The organism is Achromobacter sp. SD115 (genome assembly GCF_017355315.1).
Taxonomy (GTDB): Bacteria; Pseudomonadota; Gammaproteobacteria; order Burkholderiales; family Burkholderiaceae_B; genus Achromobacter; species Achromobacter xylosoxidans_B.
In genome coordinates, this window is record NZ_JADIJM010000038.1 from 1 (window position 1) to 17,310 (window position 17,310).

Consider the following 17,310-nt stretch of genomic DNA (forward strand, 5'->3'; position numbering starts at 1 on the left):
GGCCGGGCAGGTGTACGGGAAACGCGCTATTGGCGCGTGCGGGCAGGGCCGGCTAAGAGCCAGCCGCGCCGGCTCGGGCCGTCAGCCCGCTTTGCGCGGATACGCGCGGCTGGCGTCCTGCATGAAGGTCTTCACTGCGGTCTCATACTGCGCGCCGCTGCGGAAGGCGCCCGAGTGCGTGGCGCCTTCGATCTTGACCAGGCGCTTGAGCTCGGGCGCGACATTGCTGGCGGCGGCGTAGAGCTCATCGCTCATGGTGTGCGGCACCACGCGGTCGGCGGTGCCGTGCATGAACAGCATGGGCGTGCGCATGCGCGCCAGCTTTTCCACCGAGGCGAAGGGCTGCGTGACCAGCAGGCTGGCGCCCGGCAGCTTGCCCCAACGCAGTGTGCCCAGCATCGCGCCGATGCTGGTGAAGCTGGATTCCACGATCAGGCCGGCGAATGCCGGCTGCTCCGGGCGCGCGGCCAGGTCGATCGCGATGGCGCCGCCCAGGCTGTGCCCGTAGATGAAGCGGCGCGCCGGATCGGGTTGGACTCGGGCCAGTTCCTTCAGCCCGGCCATGGCGTCTTCCAGCGCGCTGTCCTCGGACGGCAGGCGCGGCGTCGAGGCGCCGAAGCCGCGGTAGTCGATAGCCAGCACGGAATAGCCCATGCGGGTCCAGCCGTCGATGCGAAAGGCGCTGCCGTTCAGGTTCCAGCGCGCGCCATGCAGGTACAGCACGGTGGGCGCGCCGGCTTGCGGGCTTTGCCAGTACCAGGCGCGCACCTTGTCGCCGCCGGCCAGCGTCAGGTCGTAGACCTGGGTGCCGGCGGCGGGTTCGCGCCACCAGGTCTGCGGTTCGGACTGGGGAGAGAAAATCGTCTGCCGCTGCCAGGAATCGAGCTGGGTGCAGCCGACGACGCTGGCGCCGGCCAAGAGGGCAACGGCGAACAGGCGGCGGGGAGAGAGGCGGGGTATGGCGGGCATGGAGTATCTGACCCTGGCGGGGCGGCTGGGTTCCGGCATCAGCATACTTCGGGACGGACTTCGCGCGTCAAGGCCAGCCAGGCCTGGGCGGCGTGCGACAGGTAGCCGCCACGGCGCCAGACCAGCACCATCTCCCAGTCCGTGCCGGCATCGCGCAGCGGCACGCGCGCGACACCCGCGTGCAGTTCTTCCCGGGCCTTGAGGCGCGGCAGGAAGGCGACGCCCAGGCCGGCCGCCACCAGCGCCACGATGAAATCGATCTGGCCGCTGCGCGCGGCAATGGTGGGCGCGAAGCCGGCGCGCTGGCAGGCGTCCTGGAGAATGCGGTTCAGGGCGAAGCCCGTCTCGAACAGGATGAAGGGCGAGTCCCGCAGTTCGCTCAGTCCCACCGTTGCGGCGCGCGCCTTGGGATGGTCGGCCGGCATCAGCGCCACCAACGGTTCGCGCGCCACCGGCTGCCACTCGAAAATGTCGGGCACCGGCTTGAGCGAGCCGGCCAGCTCGATCTCGCCGGCCATCACCATTTCCTCCAGGCGGCGGCTGCCGTGTTCCACCAGGCTGATCTCGATCTGCGGGTAGCGGCTGCGAAAGCGCGCGAACATGGGCGCGAACAAGGTGCTGCTGCCCAGCGGCGGCAGGCCCAGCCGCAGCACGCCGCGCTTGAGCCCCTTCAATTCGTCCAGTTCGGCGTACAGGTCGTCGCGCTGCGCCAGCATGGCCACGGCGCGGCGGTAGACGATTTCGCCGGCGGCCGTCAGCCGCGGCGGCTGGGCGTGGCGGTCCAGCAAGGGCATGCCCAGCTCGTCTTCCAGCTGGCGCACCGCCTTGCTCACGGTGGGCTGGGTGGCGAAGACGATCTTGGCCGCCTGGGAAAAGCCGCCTTGGCGCACGACCTCGACCAGGGCGCGCAAGGGACGCAGTTCCATGGTTATGCCTGTTTGGAATGGGTTGGATTCGATGAATTCATTTTATCTATGGACGGCCCGGGCGTAAAACATCTACTTGCCGCTGGAACTTCCATTCAATGTCTCGCCCACGCCTCATCATTCTTCTACGCAGTTGGCTGCGCCGCAGCCGCGTGCTGCAGATCTGCCTGCTCGTCCTCTTTTCCCTGCTGGGCCAGGCGCTGGCGCAAGTGCTGGGCCTGCCCGTGCCGGGCGGCGTCATCGGCATGGCGCTGGTGCTGCTACTGCTGGCCACGCGCCGCTTGCGGGTGCGCAATGTGCACCGCGGCGCCAGCTGGCTGCTGGGCGAGATGCTGCTGTTCTTCGTACCCGCCGTCATGTCGCTGCTGGACCACCGCGAATTCCTTGGCCTGCTGGGGCTGAAGCTGCTGGCTGTCATCGTGTTGGGCACGGCCTTGGTGATGAGCGGCACAGCGCTGACCATCGACCTCTGCTATCGCTGGATGAACCGCCATGCCGGCTGATTTCAACCTGTGGTTCTGGCCCGCCGCGACCGTGCTGGCCTACGTCTGCGCGCGTCTGTTCTACCGGCGCTTCGCCTGCTGGTGGACCTCGACGCTGGTGGTGGCGCCGGCGCTGCTGCTGGGGCTGGCGCTTGCGCTGCACACGGGTTACCGGGATTACATGGCGGGATCGCACTGGCTGATGGCGATGCTGGGACCGGTCATCGTCGCGTTTGCGCTGCCCTTGTACGAGCAGCGCGCCTTGATCCGCCGCTACTGGCCGGTGCTGGTGGCCGGCGTGGCGGTCGGCAGCCTGATCGCGGGCGCCAGCGCCTGGATGCTGGGCAGCCTGCTGGGCCTGTCGCCGGACCTGCGCCTGAGCCTGCTGCCGCGCTCCGTGGCCACGCCGTTCGCGGTGGCCGTGTCGTCGCACGTGGGCGGGGTGCCGGATCTGACGGCCGTCTTCGTGATCGTCACGGGCGTGTTCGGTGCGGCCATCGGCCAGCTGATGCGGCGCTGGCTGCCGCTGCGCTCGGCCTTGGCGCGCGGCGCGCTGTTCGGCATGGGCGCGCACGGCGCCGGAACGGCCAAGGCCCGGGAGCTGGCGGCCGATGAAGGCGCCGTCGCGGGCCTGGTGATGGTAATGGCGGGCTTGTTCAACGTGCTGGTCACGCCCGCCGTGGTGGTGGGACTGCTGGCCTGACGGCCGCGTCAGTGCAGCATTTCCAGCGCCACCGGATACAGCGAGGCCACCAGCAGCAGCGCCATGCCCACATTGAATGCGCGGATCGCCCAGGGCTTGTGCAGCACGCGGCGCAGCGCAGTGCCGAAGGTCACCCAGATGCCGATACTGGGCAGGTTGACGATGCCGCAGACGACGGTGGCGATGACCAGGTTGGCGAAGAAGCCATTCTGCGGCGTGTAGGTCGCGATCACGCCCACGGCCATGACCCAGGCCTTGGGGTTGACCCACTGGAAGGCAGCGGCCTGCAGAAAAGTGAAGGGCTTGCCGCGCGCCTCGCCGTCGTCCATTTCGCCGGAATTCGCGATCTTCCAGGCCAGGTACAGCAGATAGGCCGCGCCGGCGTACTTCAGCACGGCGTACAGCTGCGGCACCTGCTGGAACACCGAGCCCAGCCCGATGCCCACCAGGAAGATCATGAAGGTAAAGCCCAGGTTCACGCCCAGCAGGTGCGGCACGCTGCGGCGGAAACCGAAGTTCAGGCCGGAGGAGGCCAGCATCACGTTGTTGGGACCGGGCGTAATCGAACTGACCAGCGCGAACATGGCCAGCGGGCCCAGCAAGGACAGGGACATCAGGGGCACGTCGGCCCAGTTGGAGGGGAACGGATTCATTTTTTGGTCCTGACGATGGCGCGGCGTCCGCCGGCGATAACGGCGATCACGGCAGCGGCGAAGACATACGTCGCCGGCTCCACGGATTCGCCAAACAACATTGCGGCCGCCACCACCGTCAGGAACGGTTGCAGCAACTGCACCTGGCCGACCCGGGCGATGCCGCCCACGGCCAAGCCGCGATACCAGGCAAAAAAGCCCAGGAACATCGAGCCCAGCGCCAGATAGGCGCAGGCATAGATTACCGAGGTGGTGGGCCAACTGGCCTGCTGCGCGGCCATCCAGCCAACAGGCGCCGCCACCACGGGTGCGCTGACCACCAGTGCCCAGCAGATGGTGCGCCCGCCGCCCAGCGTGCGGGAAGCGCGCGCGCCTTCGGCGTAGCCCATGCCGCCCAGCACCACGGCCAGCAGCAGCCAGAGGTAACCCGTCTCCAGTGTGCCGTTGCCTTGGCGCAAGGCATAGGCCGTGACCAGGGCGGCACCCAGTACAGCCCAGGCCCAGAAGCCGGGAGAAGGGCGCTCGCCGCTGCGCAGCGCGGCAAACGCCGCGGTCGACAGTGGCAGCAAGCCGTTGAACACCGCGCCCTGCGCAGCGGGCACGGTCTGCATGGCGAGCGAGGACGCCAGCGGCCAGCCCACCACGATCCCGAGCGCGGCCAGGATCACGCCGGGCCACTCCTCGCGGTTCGGCCGGCGCGCGCGCGTCAGCCAGAGCACGGCAACGGCTGGCACGGCCGCCAGCAGGGCGCGGCCCAGCCCCACCAGCAGCGGCGCCAGTTCGGCGACCGCCAGACGGGTCATGGGCAGCGTCAGGGAAAAGACCAGCACCCCCAAAAACCCATAGCCATAGCCCTCCCAAAGCGCAGCGGGCGCGGCAGGCGCGCCTTGGGAGGTCGGATAGAAAGCGGGACGGGTCATTACAGCCACCAGGGTATGGGAATGCCGCGGGCATCGCGCCCGTCCGCTCTTGCGGGTTTCCGGCATTGCTGTCACTCTACGCATAGTTATCGGTACAGTACCGGTACACTTTTGCATATCACTTTAACCACTGGCCTGGTGAAATTCCCATGACAGTTGCGTCCGCCGCTACCCCCTCCATGCCCTGGCAGCCCGTGCGCCAGGCCGACGCTACCCTGGTGGCGCAACTGGCCGACGGGCTGGCGCGCCGCATCGACGAGCAGGGCCTGCGGCCCGGCACCCGGCTGCCGTCGATCCGCAAGATGGCGGAACAGTCAGGCGTCAGTCGCTTTACCGTGGTCGAGGCCTACGACCGGCTGGTGGCCCGCGGCCTGGTGCAGTCGCGTCGCGGCGCGGGTTTTTTCGTGCGGGCGCGCAGCGGCCAGTTGGCGGCGGTCGCCAGCGCGGCGCCCGTGGCGCTGACGCCGCCTGCCCGCATCGACGTCGCCTGGCTGCTGCGCAGCATGTTCCGCGACACCAATCCCTCAGGCATGCCGGGCGGCGCGGGGCTGCTGCCGGCGGACTGGCTGGATCCGGAGATGGTGGCGGGGGCGGTGCGCGCGGTGGGGCGCTCGGTGCGCGGACACCTGGTCAGCTATGGCCATCCCCAGGGCTTTGCGCCGCTGCGCCAGCAGATCGCCGCCTTTCTGCAGAACGACGGCGTGCCGGCGCACCCGGAACTCAATCTGCTCACCACCAACGGCGTCACGCACGGGCTGGACCTGATCGCGCGCCACCTGGTCAAGCCGGGCGACACCGTGCTGGTCGAGGATCCCGCCTGGTTCGTCATTTTCGGCCGTTTGGCCGCCTTCGGCGCGCGCCTGATCGGCGTGCCGCGCGGCCCCGACGGCCCCGACACGGCACTGCTTGAACAGTTGGCGGCCCAGCACAAGCCCAAGCTCTTCATCATCAACAGCTCGGTGCACAACCCCACCGGCCACCGGCTGTCGGCCGGTGCCGCTTACGACATCCTGCGCATCGCCGAACGCCACGATTTCCTGGTAGTCGAAGACGACACCTACGGCGAACTGCACCCCGGCGGCGCCATGAAGCTGGCCGCGCTGGACGGCCTGAAGCGGGTGATCCTGGTGGGCGGCTATTCCAAGATGCTGGCCGCCAGCCTGCGTGTGGGCTATCTGGCCGCGAATCCCGAGATCCTGCAGAAGCTGGCGGACCTGAAGATGCTGGCCGGTCTGACCTCGCCCGAACTGGGCGAGCGGGTCATCCACCGCGTGCTGATGGAAGGTCAATACCGCCGCCACATCGAGCGCGTGCGCCTGCGGGTGGACGACGCCCGCCAGCGTTGCCTGAAAGGGCTGCTGAAGCTGGGGCTGACGGTGCCGCATGAGCCGCATGCGGGAATGTTCGTCTGGGCCGACTATGGCCGCGATACCGAGGCGCTGGCGCGCGTGGCGGCCGATCACGGCATGCTGCTGGCGCCGGGCACGCTATTTTCCCCGTCACAGGCGCCTTCGACCATGCTGCGCTTTTCGGTCACCATCGTCGATCATCGCGGCGTCTGGACCGATCTGGAAAAAATCTTCGCGCAAAACGCCTCCAGCAATTAATAATAGAGAGCTATCTCGTTGACGCCATTGAAGGAAACGCCATGTCCGCACCCATCAAGCCCCTGACCCAGAATTTCGCCGTCGCGCCGCAGCTCGGCCCGGACGACATGGCGGACGTCGCCGCCGCCGGCTACAAGAGCGTCATCATCAACCGTCCCGATTTCGAAGGCGGCCCCGACCAGCCCACCGCCGCGGACGTGTCCAAGGCCGCGCTGGCCGCCGGCCTGCAGATCGAGTACCAGCCCGTGGTGGGCAGCGCCATGACCTCCGCCGACGTGGTGCGCTTCGCCGAACTGCTGCGCACCCTGCCCGGCCCGGTCCTGGCGTATTGCCGCACCGGCACGCGCTGCACCAATCTGTTCGCCGCTGCTCAGCAACTGGGCTGAACGCGCGCTTGACGCGCGTCAAGGCGCGCCGGGTTCCGTTGATGTGAACCTGGCGCGTTTCCGGTAGCATGGAGGTACCTCACAGACAGGAGCAGGCAAGATGTTCAAGAAGATCCTGATTCCCACCGACGGTTCTCCGCTCTCGGCCCAGGCCGCCAACGCCGGTATTTGCTTCGCGCGCTCCGTGGGCGCTGAAGTCGTCGCCCTCTACGTGACCCAGCCTTTCGCTGCCACGATCGGTTTCGACGGCATGGCCGCCGCTTACGCCATCACCGACGAAGACTACGAAAAGGCTTCGGCCGAGCAAGCTGACAAGTACCTCAAGCAGATCACCGATCGCGCCGACACCGCCGGCGTGAAGTCCGAATCGCGCGCCGTGTCCAACTTCAACGTGGCCGACGGCATCGTGCAAGCCGCCGCCGACGCCGGCTGCGACCTGATCTTCATCGGCAGCCACGGCCGCAGCGGCCTGTCGCGCCTGCTGCTGGGCAGCGTCACCGCCAAGGTCCTGTCGCTGGCCAGCACCGCCGTGCTGGTGTACCGCGTCAAGGAAGAAAAGAAGTAGCCTGCTGGATCAGCCGCCGCGGAATGCTCTACGGAGTTGCCCCAGGCTGGTGCATGGCTACCGAGCCCCTCTCGCTGGAGGGGCTTTTTTTATCCTTGGCCTTTGCAGGGACTAGGCTTGTTTCTTGCTACGCCGCGCGTAATATTTGTGGATCAGTGCGGGCGCGATTTCGCCATTCTCAAGCACCCTACGCGGCATGGCGCCCGCCGCGGCAAGGCCCGGTCGGGCTTGCCGTCTTCGCCCGGTAGTTCACTGCAAGGGAAGAGGCCATGACTCGCAAGACGCGTATCGAGCTATACCGCAATATCGGCATCAGCGCCCATATCGACGCGGGCAAAACGACCACCACCGAGCGCATCCTCTTCTACACCGGCATCACCCATAAAATCGGCGAAGTGCACGACGGCGCCGCCGTGATGGACTGGATGGAGCAGGAGCAGGAACGCGGCATCACCATCACGTCGGCCGCCACCACCGCCTTCTGGAAGGGCATGGCGGGCAATTATCCCGAACACCGCATCAACATCATCGATACGCCGGGCCACGTCGACTTCACCATCGAGGTCGAGCGTTCCATGCGCGTGCTGGACGGCGCGGTCATGGTCTATGACGCCGTGGGCGGCGTGCAGCCGCAATCCGAAACCGTCTGGCGCCAGGCCAACAAGTACAAGGTGCCGCGCCTGGCCTTCGTCAACAAGATGGACCGGGTCGGCGCGGATTTCCTGCGCGTGCAGCGCCAGATCGCCGAACGCCTGAACGGCGACGCCGTGCCTATCCAGTTGCCGGTGGGCGCCGAGGACCATTTCGAAGGCGTGATCGACCTGGTCAAGATGAAGGCCATCATCTGGGACGAGGACAGCCAGGGCGTGCGTTTCGAGTACCGCGACATTCCGGCCGAGATGCAGGCGCAAGCCCAGGAATGGCACGACAAGATGGTGGAAAAGGCGGCGGAAGCCAACGAAACCCTGCTGGAGAAATACCTGTCGGGCGAAGCGCTGACCGAGGACGAGATCAAGCAGGGCCTGCGCATGCGCACGGTCGCCAACGAAATCGTGCCCATGCTCTGTGGCAGCGCGTTCAAGAACAAAGGCGTGCAGGCCATGCTGGACGCGGTCATCGACTACATGCCTTCGCCCGTTGACGTGCCCGCGATCAAGGGCCACGATGTGCGCGACCATGAAATCGAACGCCATCCCGCCGACAACGAACCGTTCTCGGCCTTGGCCTTCAAGATCATGACCGACCCCTTCGTCGGCCAGCTGGTGTTCTTCCGTGTCTATTCGGGCGTGGTGAAGTCGGGCGACTCCGTCTTCAATCCCATCAAGGAAAAGAAGGAGAGGCTGGGCCGCATCCTGCAGATGCACGCCAACGAGCGGCGCGAGATCACCGAGGTCTACGCGGGCGACATCGCCGCGGCGGTGGGCATCAAGGACGTCACCACGGGCGACACGCTGACCGATCCCGCCCACATCATCATCCTGGAACGCATGGTGTTTCCGGAGCCGGTGATTTCCCAGGCCGTGGAGCCCAAGACCAAGGCCGACCAGGAAAAAATGGGCATCGCGCTGGGCCGCCTGGCGCAAGAGGATCCGTCGTTCCGCGTGCGCACCGACGAGGAATCCGGGCAGACCATCATTTCCGGGATGGGCGAGCTGCACCTGGAAATCCTGGTCGATCGCATGAAGCGCGAGTTCGGCGTCGAAGCCACCGTGGGCAAGCCCCAGGTCGCGTATCGTGAAACCATCCGCAAGACCTGCAACGAGGTCGAAGGCAAGTTCGTCAAGCAATCCGGCGGGCGCGGCCAGTACGGCCACGTGGTGCTCAAGCTGGAACCGCAGGAACCGGGCAAGGGCTACGAGTTCGTCGACGCCATCAAGGGCGGCGTGGTGCCGCGCGAATTCATTCCGGCGGTCGACAAGGGCATACGCGAAGCGCTGAACGCGGGCGTGCTGGCGGGCTACCCCGTAGTGGACGTGAAGGCGACGCTGTTCTTCGGGTCCTACCATGACGTGGACTCGAACGAGAATGCCTTCAAGATGGCGGGCTCGATGGCCTTCAAGGAAGGCATGCGCCGCGCGGATCCGGTGCTGCTGGAGCCCATGATGCACGTCGAAGTGGAAACGCCCGAGGACTTCACCGGCAACGTCATGGGCGACCTGTCGTCGCGGCGCGGCATGGTGCAGGGCATGGAGGACATCGCCGGCGGCAGCGGCAAGCTGGTGCGGGCCGAAGTGCCGCTGGCCGAGATGTTCGGCTATTCGACGTCGCTGCGTTCGCTGACCCAGGGGCGCGCGACCTACAGCATGGAGTTCAAGCACTATGCCGAGGCGCCGCGCCAGGTGGCGCAGGAAGTGATGGCGGCCCAGGGCGCCGGCCGCTGAGCCGGCGTCGCGGGCGGTGTGCTTTTCAGGCGGGCGCGGCGGCGGTGGCCGCCGCCGCGCGCATGCGCGACGAGGCCAGTTTCACGCCCAGCAGGATCATTACGAAGCCGTAGGCATGGAATAGCTGCGGGGCCTCGCCCAGCAGGGGCCAGGCCAGCAGCGCGGCATAGACCGGCACCAGGAACATCGACAGTCCCGCGGTGGCCGGGCCGGCCTGGCTGATCAGACGGCCATACACGTAGTACGCGCCCAGGCTGGGCACCACCGCCAGGAACAGCAGCACTGCCGCCAGGCGCGGATCGCCCCAGGGCGGCGTGGCGCCAGTCGCGGCCTCAATGGCGGCGAAGGGCGCCAGCGCCAGCACGCCGCCCAGCATCAGGGTCGCCAGCCGGGCGCTGTCGGGCACCGCAGGCAGGCGCAGGCGCTTTTGCAGCACGGTATAGAAAGCCCAGCCGGTGGCGGCCAGCAAGACCCAGAGGTCGCCCTGGCCGAAAGCCAACCGCGCCAGCGTCTGCGCGTCGCCGCGCGCCAGCACCACCAGTACGCCGCCCAGGGCCAGCGCCAGTCCCGCACCGCGCAGGGTGGACAGCGGCTTGCGCCAGATGACGGCTTCCAGCAGCGCCACCAGGATGGGGCTGCACGAAAAGATCAGGGCGATATTGGTCGCGCTGGTGCTCTGCGCGCCGATGTATTGCGGCGCCACCGCCACGCCCATGCCCAGCACCGCCAAGGGCGCCAGCGAGGGCAAGGCGCGCCACAGCGTCTTGCGATGCGTGCGCAGGGCGGGTGCGGCGAGCGGCAACAGGATCAGCAGGGCGATCAGCCAGCGGCCGAAAGCCAGGAAGACGGGAGGAAGGTTGGCGTCGTGGGCCCAGCGGGCCGCCACCATGTTGGAGGCGAATAGTGCCGGAGCGGCGAAAAGCATAGCGGTGCCGGAGAGGCCCTGGCCGGTTCTTGCGGGTGCTGCTGCTGCGAGAGACATGGTTTCCTGCCGCGCGGATCGGCGCGCGGCGTGCTGCGTTGATGCTGCCGGCGCCTGCGCCAGGTTGTGCCGCAGCGTGGACGCCGAAATCGGACGGCCAGGATAGGTGGCCGTCTTGCAGGAGAGTCTACGGGCAGGAAAGCAAAATAGGTTTCCTGATTCACGCCTTTTTGGCCAGATGTGGAAAAGATCTGTCTTGTAGAATTGTTTTTTTTAGAGATATTATCTTCAGATCAGGCCCGCCATGCCCGCACCCCCCAAAATCGACGAAACCGACCGCAAGATTCTGCGTGCCTTGCGCGCGGACGGACGCCTTACCAATCTGAAGCTGGCCGAACAAGTGGGGCTGTCGCCCACGCCCTGCTGGAACCGGGTCAAGGCGCTGGAAGAGGCGGGCGTGATCGAGGGCTACGCGGCGCTGCTGAACCAGAAGGCGCTGGGTTTGCCGGACACCGTCATGATCGAGGTGACGCTGGAGCATCACGACGACGACACCCTGGCGCGCTTCGGCGAAGAAATCACGCGGCTGCCTGAAGTGGTCGAGGCCTTTCTCGTGACGGGCGAGTACGACTATCTGATCAAGGTGGCGGTGGCGGGCACCGAAGGCTACGAGGAATTCCTGCGCAAGCGGCTATACAAGCTGCGTGGCGTGCGGCACAGCCGCTCCACTTTCGTGTTGCGGCGCTTGAAGCACACGCCTTCGGTCGAGCCCTAGCCCTGGCGCGCTGTCGGCCAAGTCCAGGCTGGTGCGCTTACGGCCGCACCCCGACGCATTGCCGGCGCCGGCTCAGCCGCCGATGAACGTCTCGATGGCGCCGTTGAAGGCGCGGGGATTGCCCAGGTTCATGCCGTGCGACGATCCCGTGATGGTCACGCGCTGCGCCTGCGGCAGCCACTGCGACAGGGCGTCCAGCACGGCCGGGTAGGGCGCGGGGCTGAGCGCGCCGCCGATCAGCAGGGTCGGCAGCTTCAGCGTGCCGATCTGCGCCGGCGTCAGCGCCTCGGGCTTTTCCTCGGCCTGCCCGAACAGCGTGCCGACGTTATCGCGCACCATCTCCTTGAACCACGGCACCATGCGCTGCCAGGTGTCGGGTCCGGTCACGGTATCGACGAACAGCGCCAGGCCGGTTTCGATCTCGCCGTCGCGGATGAGGGCCAGCGCCCGCTGGCGAAAGCCGCCGCGCTGGTCGTCGTCGCCCGGCAGGGGCAGGCCGGGGTCGGCCAGGGTCAGGCTGCGCAGCGCGCCGGGCTGTTGCAGCGCCGCTTCCAGCGCCACGCGGCCGCCGCGGGAATGGCCCACCAGATGGGCCGGTCCGCCGGCCACGGTATCGATGAATTCCAGCACGTCATTGGCATGCTGCTCGATCGAAAAGCCTTCGCCTTCGCCGTCCCAGGTTTCGGGCCAGTAGCGGCGCAGGCACACCGCCAGCACACGGAACGACTTGCCCAGCGGCGCCATCTGCGACTTCCAGTAGCGGCAGTCGGACAGGGAGCCATGCACCAGCACCATGGGCGCGCCGCTGCCGTACTCGGTGTAGGACATGGCGTAGCCGCCGATCAGCGCGGTTTGCAGGGGCAGGACGGGTTCGGAACGCATGGGTGTCGTATGGGAAAGCCAGGTCCGCATTCTAGCCCGCTGGCGTCTGCCGGCGGCGCTGATAAACTCGTTTCCGACCTGCCGGCGCGCTGTCCGCGCCGGCTTTCCACCCAACGGAGCCGTCCCGATGTCCCCTGAGTCGCTTGCCGCCTTGCCCGAATCCGCCCAGCGCGTCGCGCGCCTGCTGCTGGAGCTGGGGCATGACAAGCCCGTGGTCGTGCTGCCGCAAACCGGCAAGACCTCGGCGGAAGCGGCGGCGGGGCTAGGCTGCGAGGTCGCGCAGATCGCCAAGTCCATCATCTTCCGGCGCGCCACGGACGACGCTCCGGTGCTGGTCATTGCCAGCGGCGCGAACCGCGTGGACGAGGCCAAGGTGGCCGCGCAGGTGGGCGCGTTGGCCAAGGCGGACGCGAAGTTCGTGCGCGACATGACCGGCTATGCGATCGGCGGCGTGTGTCCTATCGGCCACGCGGTCAAGCCGGTGATGCTGCTGGACGCGGATCTGTTCAACTACGACAGCCTGTGGGCTGCGGCGGGACATCCGCATGCGGTGTTCAACCTGACGCCGCGGCAACTGGCGGACATGACTGGCGCGCCGGTGGTGGACGTGGCCCTGCGCGGCTGAGTCCGCGCCTGCCACAATCAGTGCGGGTGCGTGTCAAGGCCGTCGATCAGCACCTGCCGCAAGCCGCGCGAGCAGGTCTCCACCCGCCCTTCCACCCCGTAAACAGCGGCCAGCGAGGCCGGCGTGATCACGTCCGCCGGCAAGCCCGCGGCATGCAGTCTGCCTTCATGGATCATGAGCGCGCGGTCGGCGTGCTGCAGCGCCACGTTCAGGTCATGCAGCACGATGACGCTGATCAGGCCGTGCTCCCGGGTTTCCTGCCGCAGCAGCCGCATGACGTGGAACTGGTAGTTCAGGTCTAGCGCCGATAGCGGCTCGTCCAGCAGCAGCACGCGGGGATGCCGGATCAGCGCCTGCGCCAGTCCCACCAGTTGCTTCTGCCCGCCGGATAGCGAATCCAGATACTGCAAGGCCAGATGGGCAATGCCCAGCCGCTCCAGCAGCCGGTCTATGGCCTGCATGTCCACCGGCGTGACCAGGCCGTCGCCGGCCTTGGCCGCCACCAGCACGGACTCGAACACCCGCAGGTGGACGGCGGCGGGCAGGCCCTGGGGCAGGTAGACCACATGACGGGCGCGCTCCCCGAAACTCTGGCGGATCAGATCCCGTCCATCCAGCGTCACGTCGCCTGCGCGCACACGAATCAGGCCCGCCAGGGCCTTGAGCAGCGTGGATTTGCCGCTGCCGTTGGGGCCGAGCAGGGCGGTCACCTGGCCGCTTGCCAGTTCAGGCAGCGACAGCCCCTGCAGCACGTCCGCGCGGCCATAGCCGGCTGTCAGGCCGCGCACGGCCAGCGCAGACGAGGGGGCGGTCTGGGGCGCGGTCATGGCATGCGCCGGCGCAGCACGACCGACGCGAAGAAGGGTATGCCGACCAGGGAGGTCACGATGCCGATCGGCACGATCACGCCGGGCATGAGATTCTTGGAAGCGATCGACGCCAGCGACAGAATCACGGCGCCCACCAGCGCGCTACCCGGCAGGAAGAACCGGTGATCCTCGCCGAACAGCCGCCGCGCAATATGCGGCGCGACCAGCCCGATGAAGCCTATGGTGCCGACAAAGGCCACCGCCAGCGCCGACAGCAGGCTGACCCGGGCCAGCGCCGCGACGCGTACCCGGCGCACGTCCACGCCGAAACTCGCGGCGCGGTCCTCTCCCAGGCGCAGCGCGGTCAGTTTCCAGGATTGGCGCATGGCCAGCGGCAGCGCCAGCGCGAAGGCCGCCGCCAGCACGGCCACGGTGGTCCAGCTGGAGCGCGACAGGCTGCCCATGGTCCAGAACACCAGGTTCTGCAGCGCTTCGGCGCTGGCCATGAACTGCACCAGCGATACCAGGGCATTGAAGGTGAACAGCATGGCGATGCCGAACAGCACCACGCCCGAGGTGTTCATGCCGCCCCAGCGGGTCACGGCATCCAGCAACAAGGCCGCCAGCAGGGCGAACAGGAAGGCGTTGCCCGCCACCAGCCAGGCGGCGGGTATGCCGGGCACGCCGAGCTGCAGCACGATGGCCAGCGAGGCCCCGAAAGCGGCGGCTGAAGACACGCCAAGGGTGAACGGGCTGGCCAGCGGATTGTTCAGGATGGTCTGCATTTCAGCGCCCGCCATCCCCAACGCCATGCCGACCAGCGCGGCCATCAGCGCGGACGGCAGGCGGATGTCCCACACGATCACGCGGGTGGTCGGGTCGGCGGCGGCGGGGCGGGTGAGTGTCTGCCAGAGCTCGCCCCAGGGCAGGCCGGACGGACCCACCGTGAAGTCGGCCAGCAGCGCAATGAAAAGCGCCGCCAGCAGCAGGGCGATAAGCCCTGCCCGGCGGCGCAGGATGTGCCGGTAGGCGGCAACCGCGCTCGCGGTTGGCGGCATTACTGCAGCAGCTGCAGGCGGCTCTTGGCCGTGCTCGCGGCCGGCGTGGTCGGATAGTCGCGGACGATGCGTTGCAGCGTGGTCTTGGCGCCGGCGCGGTTGTTCATTTCGATCTGGCTACCGGCGATGACCAGCAGGGCGTCCGGCGCACGCGCGTTGTCCGGGGCCTTCTGCACCATGGCGTTCAACTGTTCGATGGCGCCCTTGAAGTCCTTCAGCGCGTAGCGGCTGCTGCCCAGGTAGAACTGGGCGCTGGGCGCAAGCTGGCTGGCAGGGTACAGGGCGGTGAAGGCGGCCAGCGATTCGGACGCTTCCTTGTACTGGCCCTTGCGGAACAGGTCGATTGCGCCGTCATAGGCCGCCTGTTCCTGGGGATCGCCGGCGGAGGCTCCCGGAGGATTGGCGCTGCCCGCGGCGCCGCCCGGCTTGGCCGAGGGCTGCTGGCGCGATACCAGTTCCAGCTGGTCGCGCAGTTGGGCGACTTCCTGCTGCAAGGCCTGGATCTGGTCGGCCAGTTGCAGCTTGGCGCGCTGGCTTTGTTCGTTCTGCTGCTGCACCTGTTGGCGCAAATCCAGGATGGCCCGGCGGGCTTCATCGTCGGAAAAAGCGTGGGCGGGCGCCGCCAGGGCCGCCAGCACCAAGCCGGTGGCCGCAATCAGAGGACGCAGGGACAGAACGTTATCGCGCATGAAAATTCCCGGGGTATAAAAACAAACGTCGGGACGGCCGGTTGACCGTCCCGACGCGTGGTAGGGCTCTAGACTATACGAAAAAGCTTAGCGGCGATAAACGATATCGGCGCGGCGGTTTTCCGCAAAGTCGGCTTCCGACGTGCCAGTCGACTTCGGCTTTTCTTTACCGAAGCTGATGGTTTCGATCTGGTTGTCGCTGACGCCCAGCAGGGTCATCATGCGGCGCACGGCGTCGGCACGGCGCTGGCCCAGGGCCAGGTTGTATTCAGCGCCGCCGCGTTCGTCGGTGTTGCCTTCGATCTTGATGGTCTGCTGCTGATGCGAGGCCAGGTACTTGGCGTGGGTTTCGACCAGGCTGCGGTACTGGTCCGACACCGTGTAGCTGTCGAAGTCAAAGTACACCGAGCGCTGTTGCGCCAGGATGCTTTGGGGGTTGAAGGGATCAAGGATCTGGCCAGAGGCCGAGGATCCTTGGCCAGCGCCTCCGCCCTGACCCGCTTTATCGTCGAGAGGGACGGAGCTGCAAGCTGCCAGGGCGGCAGCCAGAGCGGCGATGGTTAGGCTTTTGGCAATGCGCGACTTCATGATAGTTCCTTTGCAAAGAGAGTCACACGTGTTATCGGGTAAATGGGCCCCAAGTCGGTTCACGTATTTCCCCATTCAGTACCGAAAGCGTCTGCCGTACGCGGCCATCGCTCGACACACCAGCAAGCACGCTACGTCCATTTTGGATGGCGGCGTAGAGGACTTGCATTCCATTTGGCGCAAAACTCGGGGACTGATCGTCACGACCATCAGTCAGCAAGGTCTCGGAGCCTGAGGACAGGTTCAGCGATGCGATACGAAACGCGCCGTCGCGTCTTGCAACGTACAGTAGCGTCGATCCATCGGGGGAAATTCGGGGTGATATGTTGTAACCACCATTAAACGTGAGGCGGCGTGCTTCGCCGCCACTCGAGCCGGTCTGATAGATTTGCGGCCCGCCGCTGCGGTCACTCGTAAAGATAATGGAAGCACCGTCTGGCGTAAAGCTCGGTTCGGTGTCAATCCCGGGAGAACGCGTAACTCGCGTCGGATTGGAGCCGTCTGTTGCGCCAACGATGTAAATTTGCGACAAACCATCGCGCGTCAGGGCCACGGCCAGCTTGCTGCCATCAGGAGACCAGCCGGGGGCACTGTTGTTGCCCTTGAAGTTGGCGACAGGCGAGCGGGCGCTGGTGGCCAGATTGTGCACGTAGACGACAGGTTTGCCGGATTCGAAGCTCACATAGGCGAGCTTGGAGCCATCGGGCGACCAGGACGGCGAAATGATGGGCTCGCGCGAACGCAGCGCCACCTGGGGGTTCTGGCCGTCGGCGTCCGCCACCTGCAGTTCGTAGGTGGCGCCCTTCTTCAGCACATACGCGATACGGGTCGAGAAGACGCCCTTAACGCCGGTGATCTTCTCGTAAATGCGGTCGGCGATCTGGTGCGCGACGCGGCGCAGTTCCTGCTCGGTGCCCGAGAACGCCACGCCATCCAGCTGGCTCTTCTTGACCGTGTCGGCCAAGCGGTAGCGGACGTCGTAGCGGCCGTCGCCGCCGCGCGTGATGCTGCCGTAAGCGATGAAATCGGCACCCTTGCCGCGCCAGTCGTCGTGGGCGATGGGGGAGTCCACATTCAGGCCGGAACCCGCGGCGTTGATCAGGCGGAACTGGCCCGTGCGGGTCAGGTCGGCGCGGATCACTTCGGCCAAGGCGCGGCCATGGGTATCGTCAACCGCGAAATCGGCGATGGCCACGGGGTACTGGGTGGCGCCGGTGCCGGAAATGTCGACACGCAACTGCGCATGGGCGGGCTTGATGGCCATCAGGCAGGCCAGGGTCAGCATCAGCAGCCCGAGTCCATACGATCGCCAGAGAGCGAGGGGGGGTACTCGTCGGCTATAAGCGGGAGTCATATTCATCAATCTCCTG

19 protein-coding genes are annotated in these 17,310 nt (G+C 67.0%); 8 read left to right on the forward strand and 11 right to left on the reverse strand.

Translation table 11 applies throughout. The annotated features are described in order from the left end of the window. Positions 1-81: 81 nt before the first annotated feature. A complete protein-coding gene (locus IPU70_RS31375) occupies positions 82-969 on the reverse strand; it encodes an alpha/beta hydrolase (protein ID WP_207473466.1) in 888 nt (295 codons plus the stop codon). Positions 970-1,007: 38 nt separating this feature from the next. Then, positions 1,008-1,895 carry a LysR family transcriptional regulator gene (locus tag IPU70_RS31380; protein ID WP_207473469.1) on the reverse strand — a complete coding sequence of 296 codons (888 nt, stop codon included), beginning with the start codon at positions 1,893-1,895 and terminating at the stop codon, positions 1,008-1,010. A gap of 98 nt (positions 1,896-1,993) precedes the next feature. Here IPU70_RS31380 and IPU70_RS31385 point away from each other — a divergent pair, with 98 nt between their 5' ends. Next, the gene (locus tag IPU70_RS31385; RefSeq protein ID WP_207473471.1) at positions 1,994-2,398 is read left to right on the forward strand and encodes a CidA/LrgA family protein; all 405 of its coding nucleotides are present in this window, start codon (positions 1,994-1,996) and stop codon (positions 2,396-2,398) included. Next, positions 2,388-3,080, forward strand: coding sequence for an LrgB family protein (locus IPU70_RS31390; protein WP_207473473.1), 693 nt, complete (start codon positions 2,388-2,390; stop codon positions 3,078-3,080). The genes IPU70_RS31385 and IPU70_RS31390 overlap by 11 nt, the downstream gene beginning before the upstream one ends. 8 nt (positions 3,081-3,088) lie before the next feature. Here IPU70_RS31390 and IPU70_RS31395 read toward each other — a convergent pair whose 3' ends face one another. Continuing rightward, entirely contained in the window at positions 3,089-3,733 is a 645-nt protein-coding gene (locus IPU70_RS31395) for a LysE family translocator (protein ID WP_207473474.1), read from the reverse strand. Beyond that, positions 3,730-4,653 (reverse strand): DMT family transporter, encoded by a 924-nt coding sequence (locus IPU70_RS31400; protein ID WP_207473476.1) that lies wholly within the window; start codon positions 4,651-4,653, stop codon positions 3,730-3,732. The genes IPU70_RS31395 and IPU70_RS31400 overlap by 4 nt, the downstream gene beginning before the upstream one ends. 194 nt (positions 4,654-4,847) lie before the next feature. On the opposite strand from IPU70_RS31400, the gene IPU70_RS31405 reads away from it, so the two are divergent. From IPU70_RS31405 to fusA, 4 genes are all read left to right on the forward strand, one after another. Further along, positions 4,848-6,260 carry a PLP-dependent aminotransferase family protein gene (locus IPU70_RS31405; protein ID WP_207473558.1) on the forward strand — a complete coding sequence of 471 codons (1,413 nt, stop codon included), beginning with the start codon at positions 4,848-4,850 and terminating at the stop codon, positions 6,258-6,260. A gap of 41 nt (positions 6,261-6,301) precedes the next feature. Next, positions 6,302-6,646, forward strand: a complete 345-nt coding sequence (locus IPU70_RS31410; RefSeq protein ID WP_013391480.1) for a TIGR01244 family sulfur transferase — start codon at positions 6,302-6,304, stop codon at positions 6,644-6,646. 100 nt (positions 6,647-6,746) lie between these two features. Then, positions 6,747-7,211, forward strand: a complete 465-nt coding sequence (locus tag IPU70_RS31415) for a universal stress protein (protein ID WP_013391481.1) — start codon at positions 6,747-6,749, stop codon at positions 7,209-7,211. A 269-nt stretch (positions 7,212-7,480) separates the two neighbouring features. Beyond that, entirely contained in the window at positions 7,481-9,592 is a 2,112-nt protein-coding gene (gene fusA, locus IPU70_RS31420; protein WP_207473478.1) for an elongation factor G, read from the forward strand. Between the two features lie 25 nt (positions 9,593-9,617). Here the strand turns inward: fusA and IPU70_RS31425 are convergent, their stop codons facing one another. Then, the gene (locus tag IPU70_RS31425) at positions 9,618-10,517 is read right to left on the reverse strand and encodes a DMT family transporter (protein ID WP_207473480.1); all 900 of its coding nucleotides are present in this window, start codon (positions 10,515-10,517) and stop codon (positions 9,618-9,620) included. Positions 10,518-10,818: 301 nt separating this feature from the next. Here IPU70_RS31425 and IPU70_RS31430 point away from each other — a divergent pair, with 301 nt between their 5' ends. Further along, positions 10,819-11,289, forward strand: a complete 471-nt coding sequence (locus IPU70_RS31430) for an Lrp/AsnC family transcriptional regulator (protein ID WP_207473483.1) — start codon at positions 10,819-10,821, stop codon at positions 11,287-11,289. A 72-nt stretch (positions 11,290-11,361) separates the two neighbouring features. Here the strand turns inward: IPU70_RS31430 and IPU70_RS31435 are convergent, their stop codons facing one another. Next, on the reverse strand, positions 11,362-12,171 hold the full coding sequence (locus IPU70_RS31435; protein WP_013391485.1) for an alpha/beta fold hydrolase: 810 nt from the start codon (positions 12,169-12,171) through the stop codon (positions 11,362-11,364). A gap of 127 nt (positions 12,172-12,298) precedes the next feature. Between IPU70_RS31435 and IPU70_RS31440 the strand changes: the two genes are divergently transcribed. Then, positions 12,299-12,796 (forward strand): YbaK/EbsC family protein, encoded by a 498-nt coding sequence (locus IPU70_RS31440; protein WP_013391486.1) that lies wholly within the window; start codon positions 12,299-12,301, stop codon positions 12,794-12,796. Between the two features lie 17 nt (positions 12,797-12,813). Here IPU70_RS31440 and IPU70_RS31445 read toward each other — a convergent pair whose 3' ends face one another. The 5 genes from IPU70_RS31445 to tolB form a co-directional block, all read right to left on the reverse strand. Next, positions 12,814-13,623 (reverse strand): ABC transporter ATP-binding protein, encoded by an 810-nt coding sequence (locus IPU70_RS31445; protein ID WP_207473485.1) that lies wholly within the window; start codon positions 13,621-13,623, stop codon positions 12,814-12,816. Then, on the reverse strand, positions 13,620-14,663 hold the full coding sequence (locus IPU70_RS31450; RefSeq protein WP_207473487.1) for an iron ABC transporter permease: 1,044 nt from the start codon (positions 14,661-14,663) through the stop codon (positions 13,620-13,622). Before IPU70_RS31450 ends, IPU70_RS31445 begins: the two co-directional genes overlap by 4 nt. Further along, complete coding sequence (gene ybgF / locus IPU70_RS31455) at positions 14,663-15,352, reverse strand: tol-pal system protein YbgF (RefSeq protein WP_013391489.1); 690 nt, start codon at positions 15,350-15,352, stop codon at positions 14,663-14,665. Before ybgF ends, IPU70_RS31450 begins: the two co-directional genes overlap by 1 nt. Positions 15,353-15,439: 87 nt before the next feature. Beyond that, complete coding sequence (gene pal, locus IPU70_RS31460; protein ID WP_013391490.1) at positions 15,440-15,940, reverse strand: peptidoglycan-associated lipoprotein Pal; 501 nt, start codon at positions 15,938-15,940, stop codon at positions 15,440-15,442. 31 nt (positions 15,941-15,971) lie between these two features. Next, positions 15,972-17,294, reverse strand: coding sequence for a Tol-Pal system beta propeller repeat protein TolB (tolB, locus tag IPU70_RS31465; protein ID WP_041654868.1), 1,323 nt, complete (start codon positions 17,292-17,294; stop codon positions 15,972-15,974). Positions 17,295-17,310: the final 16 nt, after the last annotated feature.

Excerpts from the sequence above, each read along its gene's own strand:
- pal (WP_013391490.1), bottom strand. The coding sequence starts at position 15,940 with ATGAAGTCGCGCATTGCCAAAAGCCTAACCATCGCCGCTCTGGCTGCC.
- IPU70_RS31425 (WP_207473480.1), bottom strand. The coding sequence starts at position 10,517 with ATGCTTTTCGCCGCTCCGGCACTATTCGCCTCCAACATGGTGGCGGCC.
- IPU70_RS31435 (WP_013391485.1), bottom strand. The coding sequence starts at position 12,171 with ATGCGTTCCGAACCCGTCCTGCCCCTGCAAACCGCGCTGATCGGCGGC.
- IPU70_RS31445 (WP_207473485.1), bottom strand. The coding sequence starts at position 13,623 with ATGACCGCGCCCCAGACCGCCCCCTCGTCTGCGCTGGCCGTGCGCGGC.
- ybgF (WP_013391489.1), bottom strand. The coding sequence starts at position 15,352 with ATGCGCGATAACGTTCTGTCCCTGCGTCCTCTGATTGCGGCCACCGGC.
- IPU70_RS31375 (WP_207473466.1), bottom strand. The coding sequence starts at position 969 with ATGCCCGCCATACCCCGCCTCTCTCCCCGCCGCCTGTTCGCCGTTGCC.
- tolB (WP_041654868.1), bottom strand. The coding sequence starts at position 17,294 with ATGACTCCCGCTTATAGCCGACGAGTACCCCCCCTCGCTCTCTGGCGA.
- IPU70_RS31390 (WP_207473473.1), top strand. The coding sequence starts at position 2,388 with ATGCCGGCTGATTTCAACCTGTGGTTCTGGCCCGCCGCGACCGTGCTG.
- IPU70_RS31410 (WP_013391480.1), top strand. The coding sequence starts at position 6,302 with ATGTCCGCACCCATCAAGCCCCTGACCCAGAATTTCGCCGTCGCGCCG.
- IPU70_RS31380 (WP_207473469.1), bottom strand. The coding sequence starts at position 1,895 with ATGGAACTGCGTCCCTTGCGCGCCCTGGTCGAGGTCGTGCGCCAAGGC.
- fusA (WP_207473478.1), top strand. The coding sequence starts at position 7,481 with ATGACTCGCAAGACGCGTATCGAGCTATACCGCAATATCGGCATCAGC.
- IPU70_RS31415 (WP_013391481.1), top strand. The coding sequence starts at position 6,747 with ATGTTCAAGAAGATCCTGATTCCCACCGACGGTTCTCCGCTCTCGGCC.
- IPU70_RS31395 (WP_207473474.1), bottom strand. The coding sequence starts at position 3,733 with ATGAATCCGTTCCCCTCCAACTGGGCCGACGTGCCCCTGATGTCCCTG.
- IPU70_RS31450 (WP_207473487.1), bottom strand. The coding sequence starts at position 14,663 with ATGCCGCCAACCGCGAGCGCGGTTGCCGCCTACCGGCACATCCTGCGC.
- IPU70_RS31440 (WP_013391486.1), top strand. The coding sequence starts at position 12,299 with ATGTCCCCTGAGTCGCTTGCCGCCTTGCCCGAATCCGCCCAGCGCGTC.
- IPU70_RS31385 (WP_207473471.1), top strand. The coding sequence starts at position 1,994 with ATGTCTCGCCCACGCCTCATCATTCTTCTACGCAGTTGGCTGCGCCGC.
- IPU70_RS31400 (WP_207473476.1), bottom strand. The coding sequence starts at position 4,653 with ATGACCCGTCCCGCTTTCTATCCGACCTCCCAAGGCGCGCCTGCCGCG.
- IPU70_RS31430 (WP_207473483.1), top strand. The coding sequence starts at position 10,819 with ATGCCCGCACCCCCCAAAATCGACGAAACCGACCGCAAGATTCTGCGT.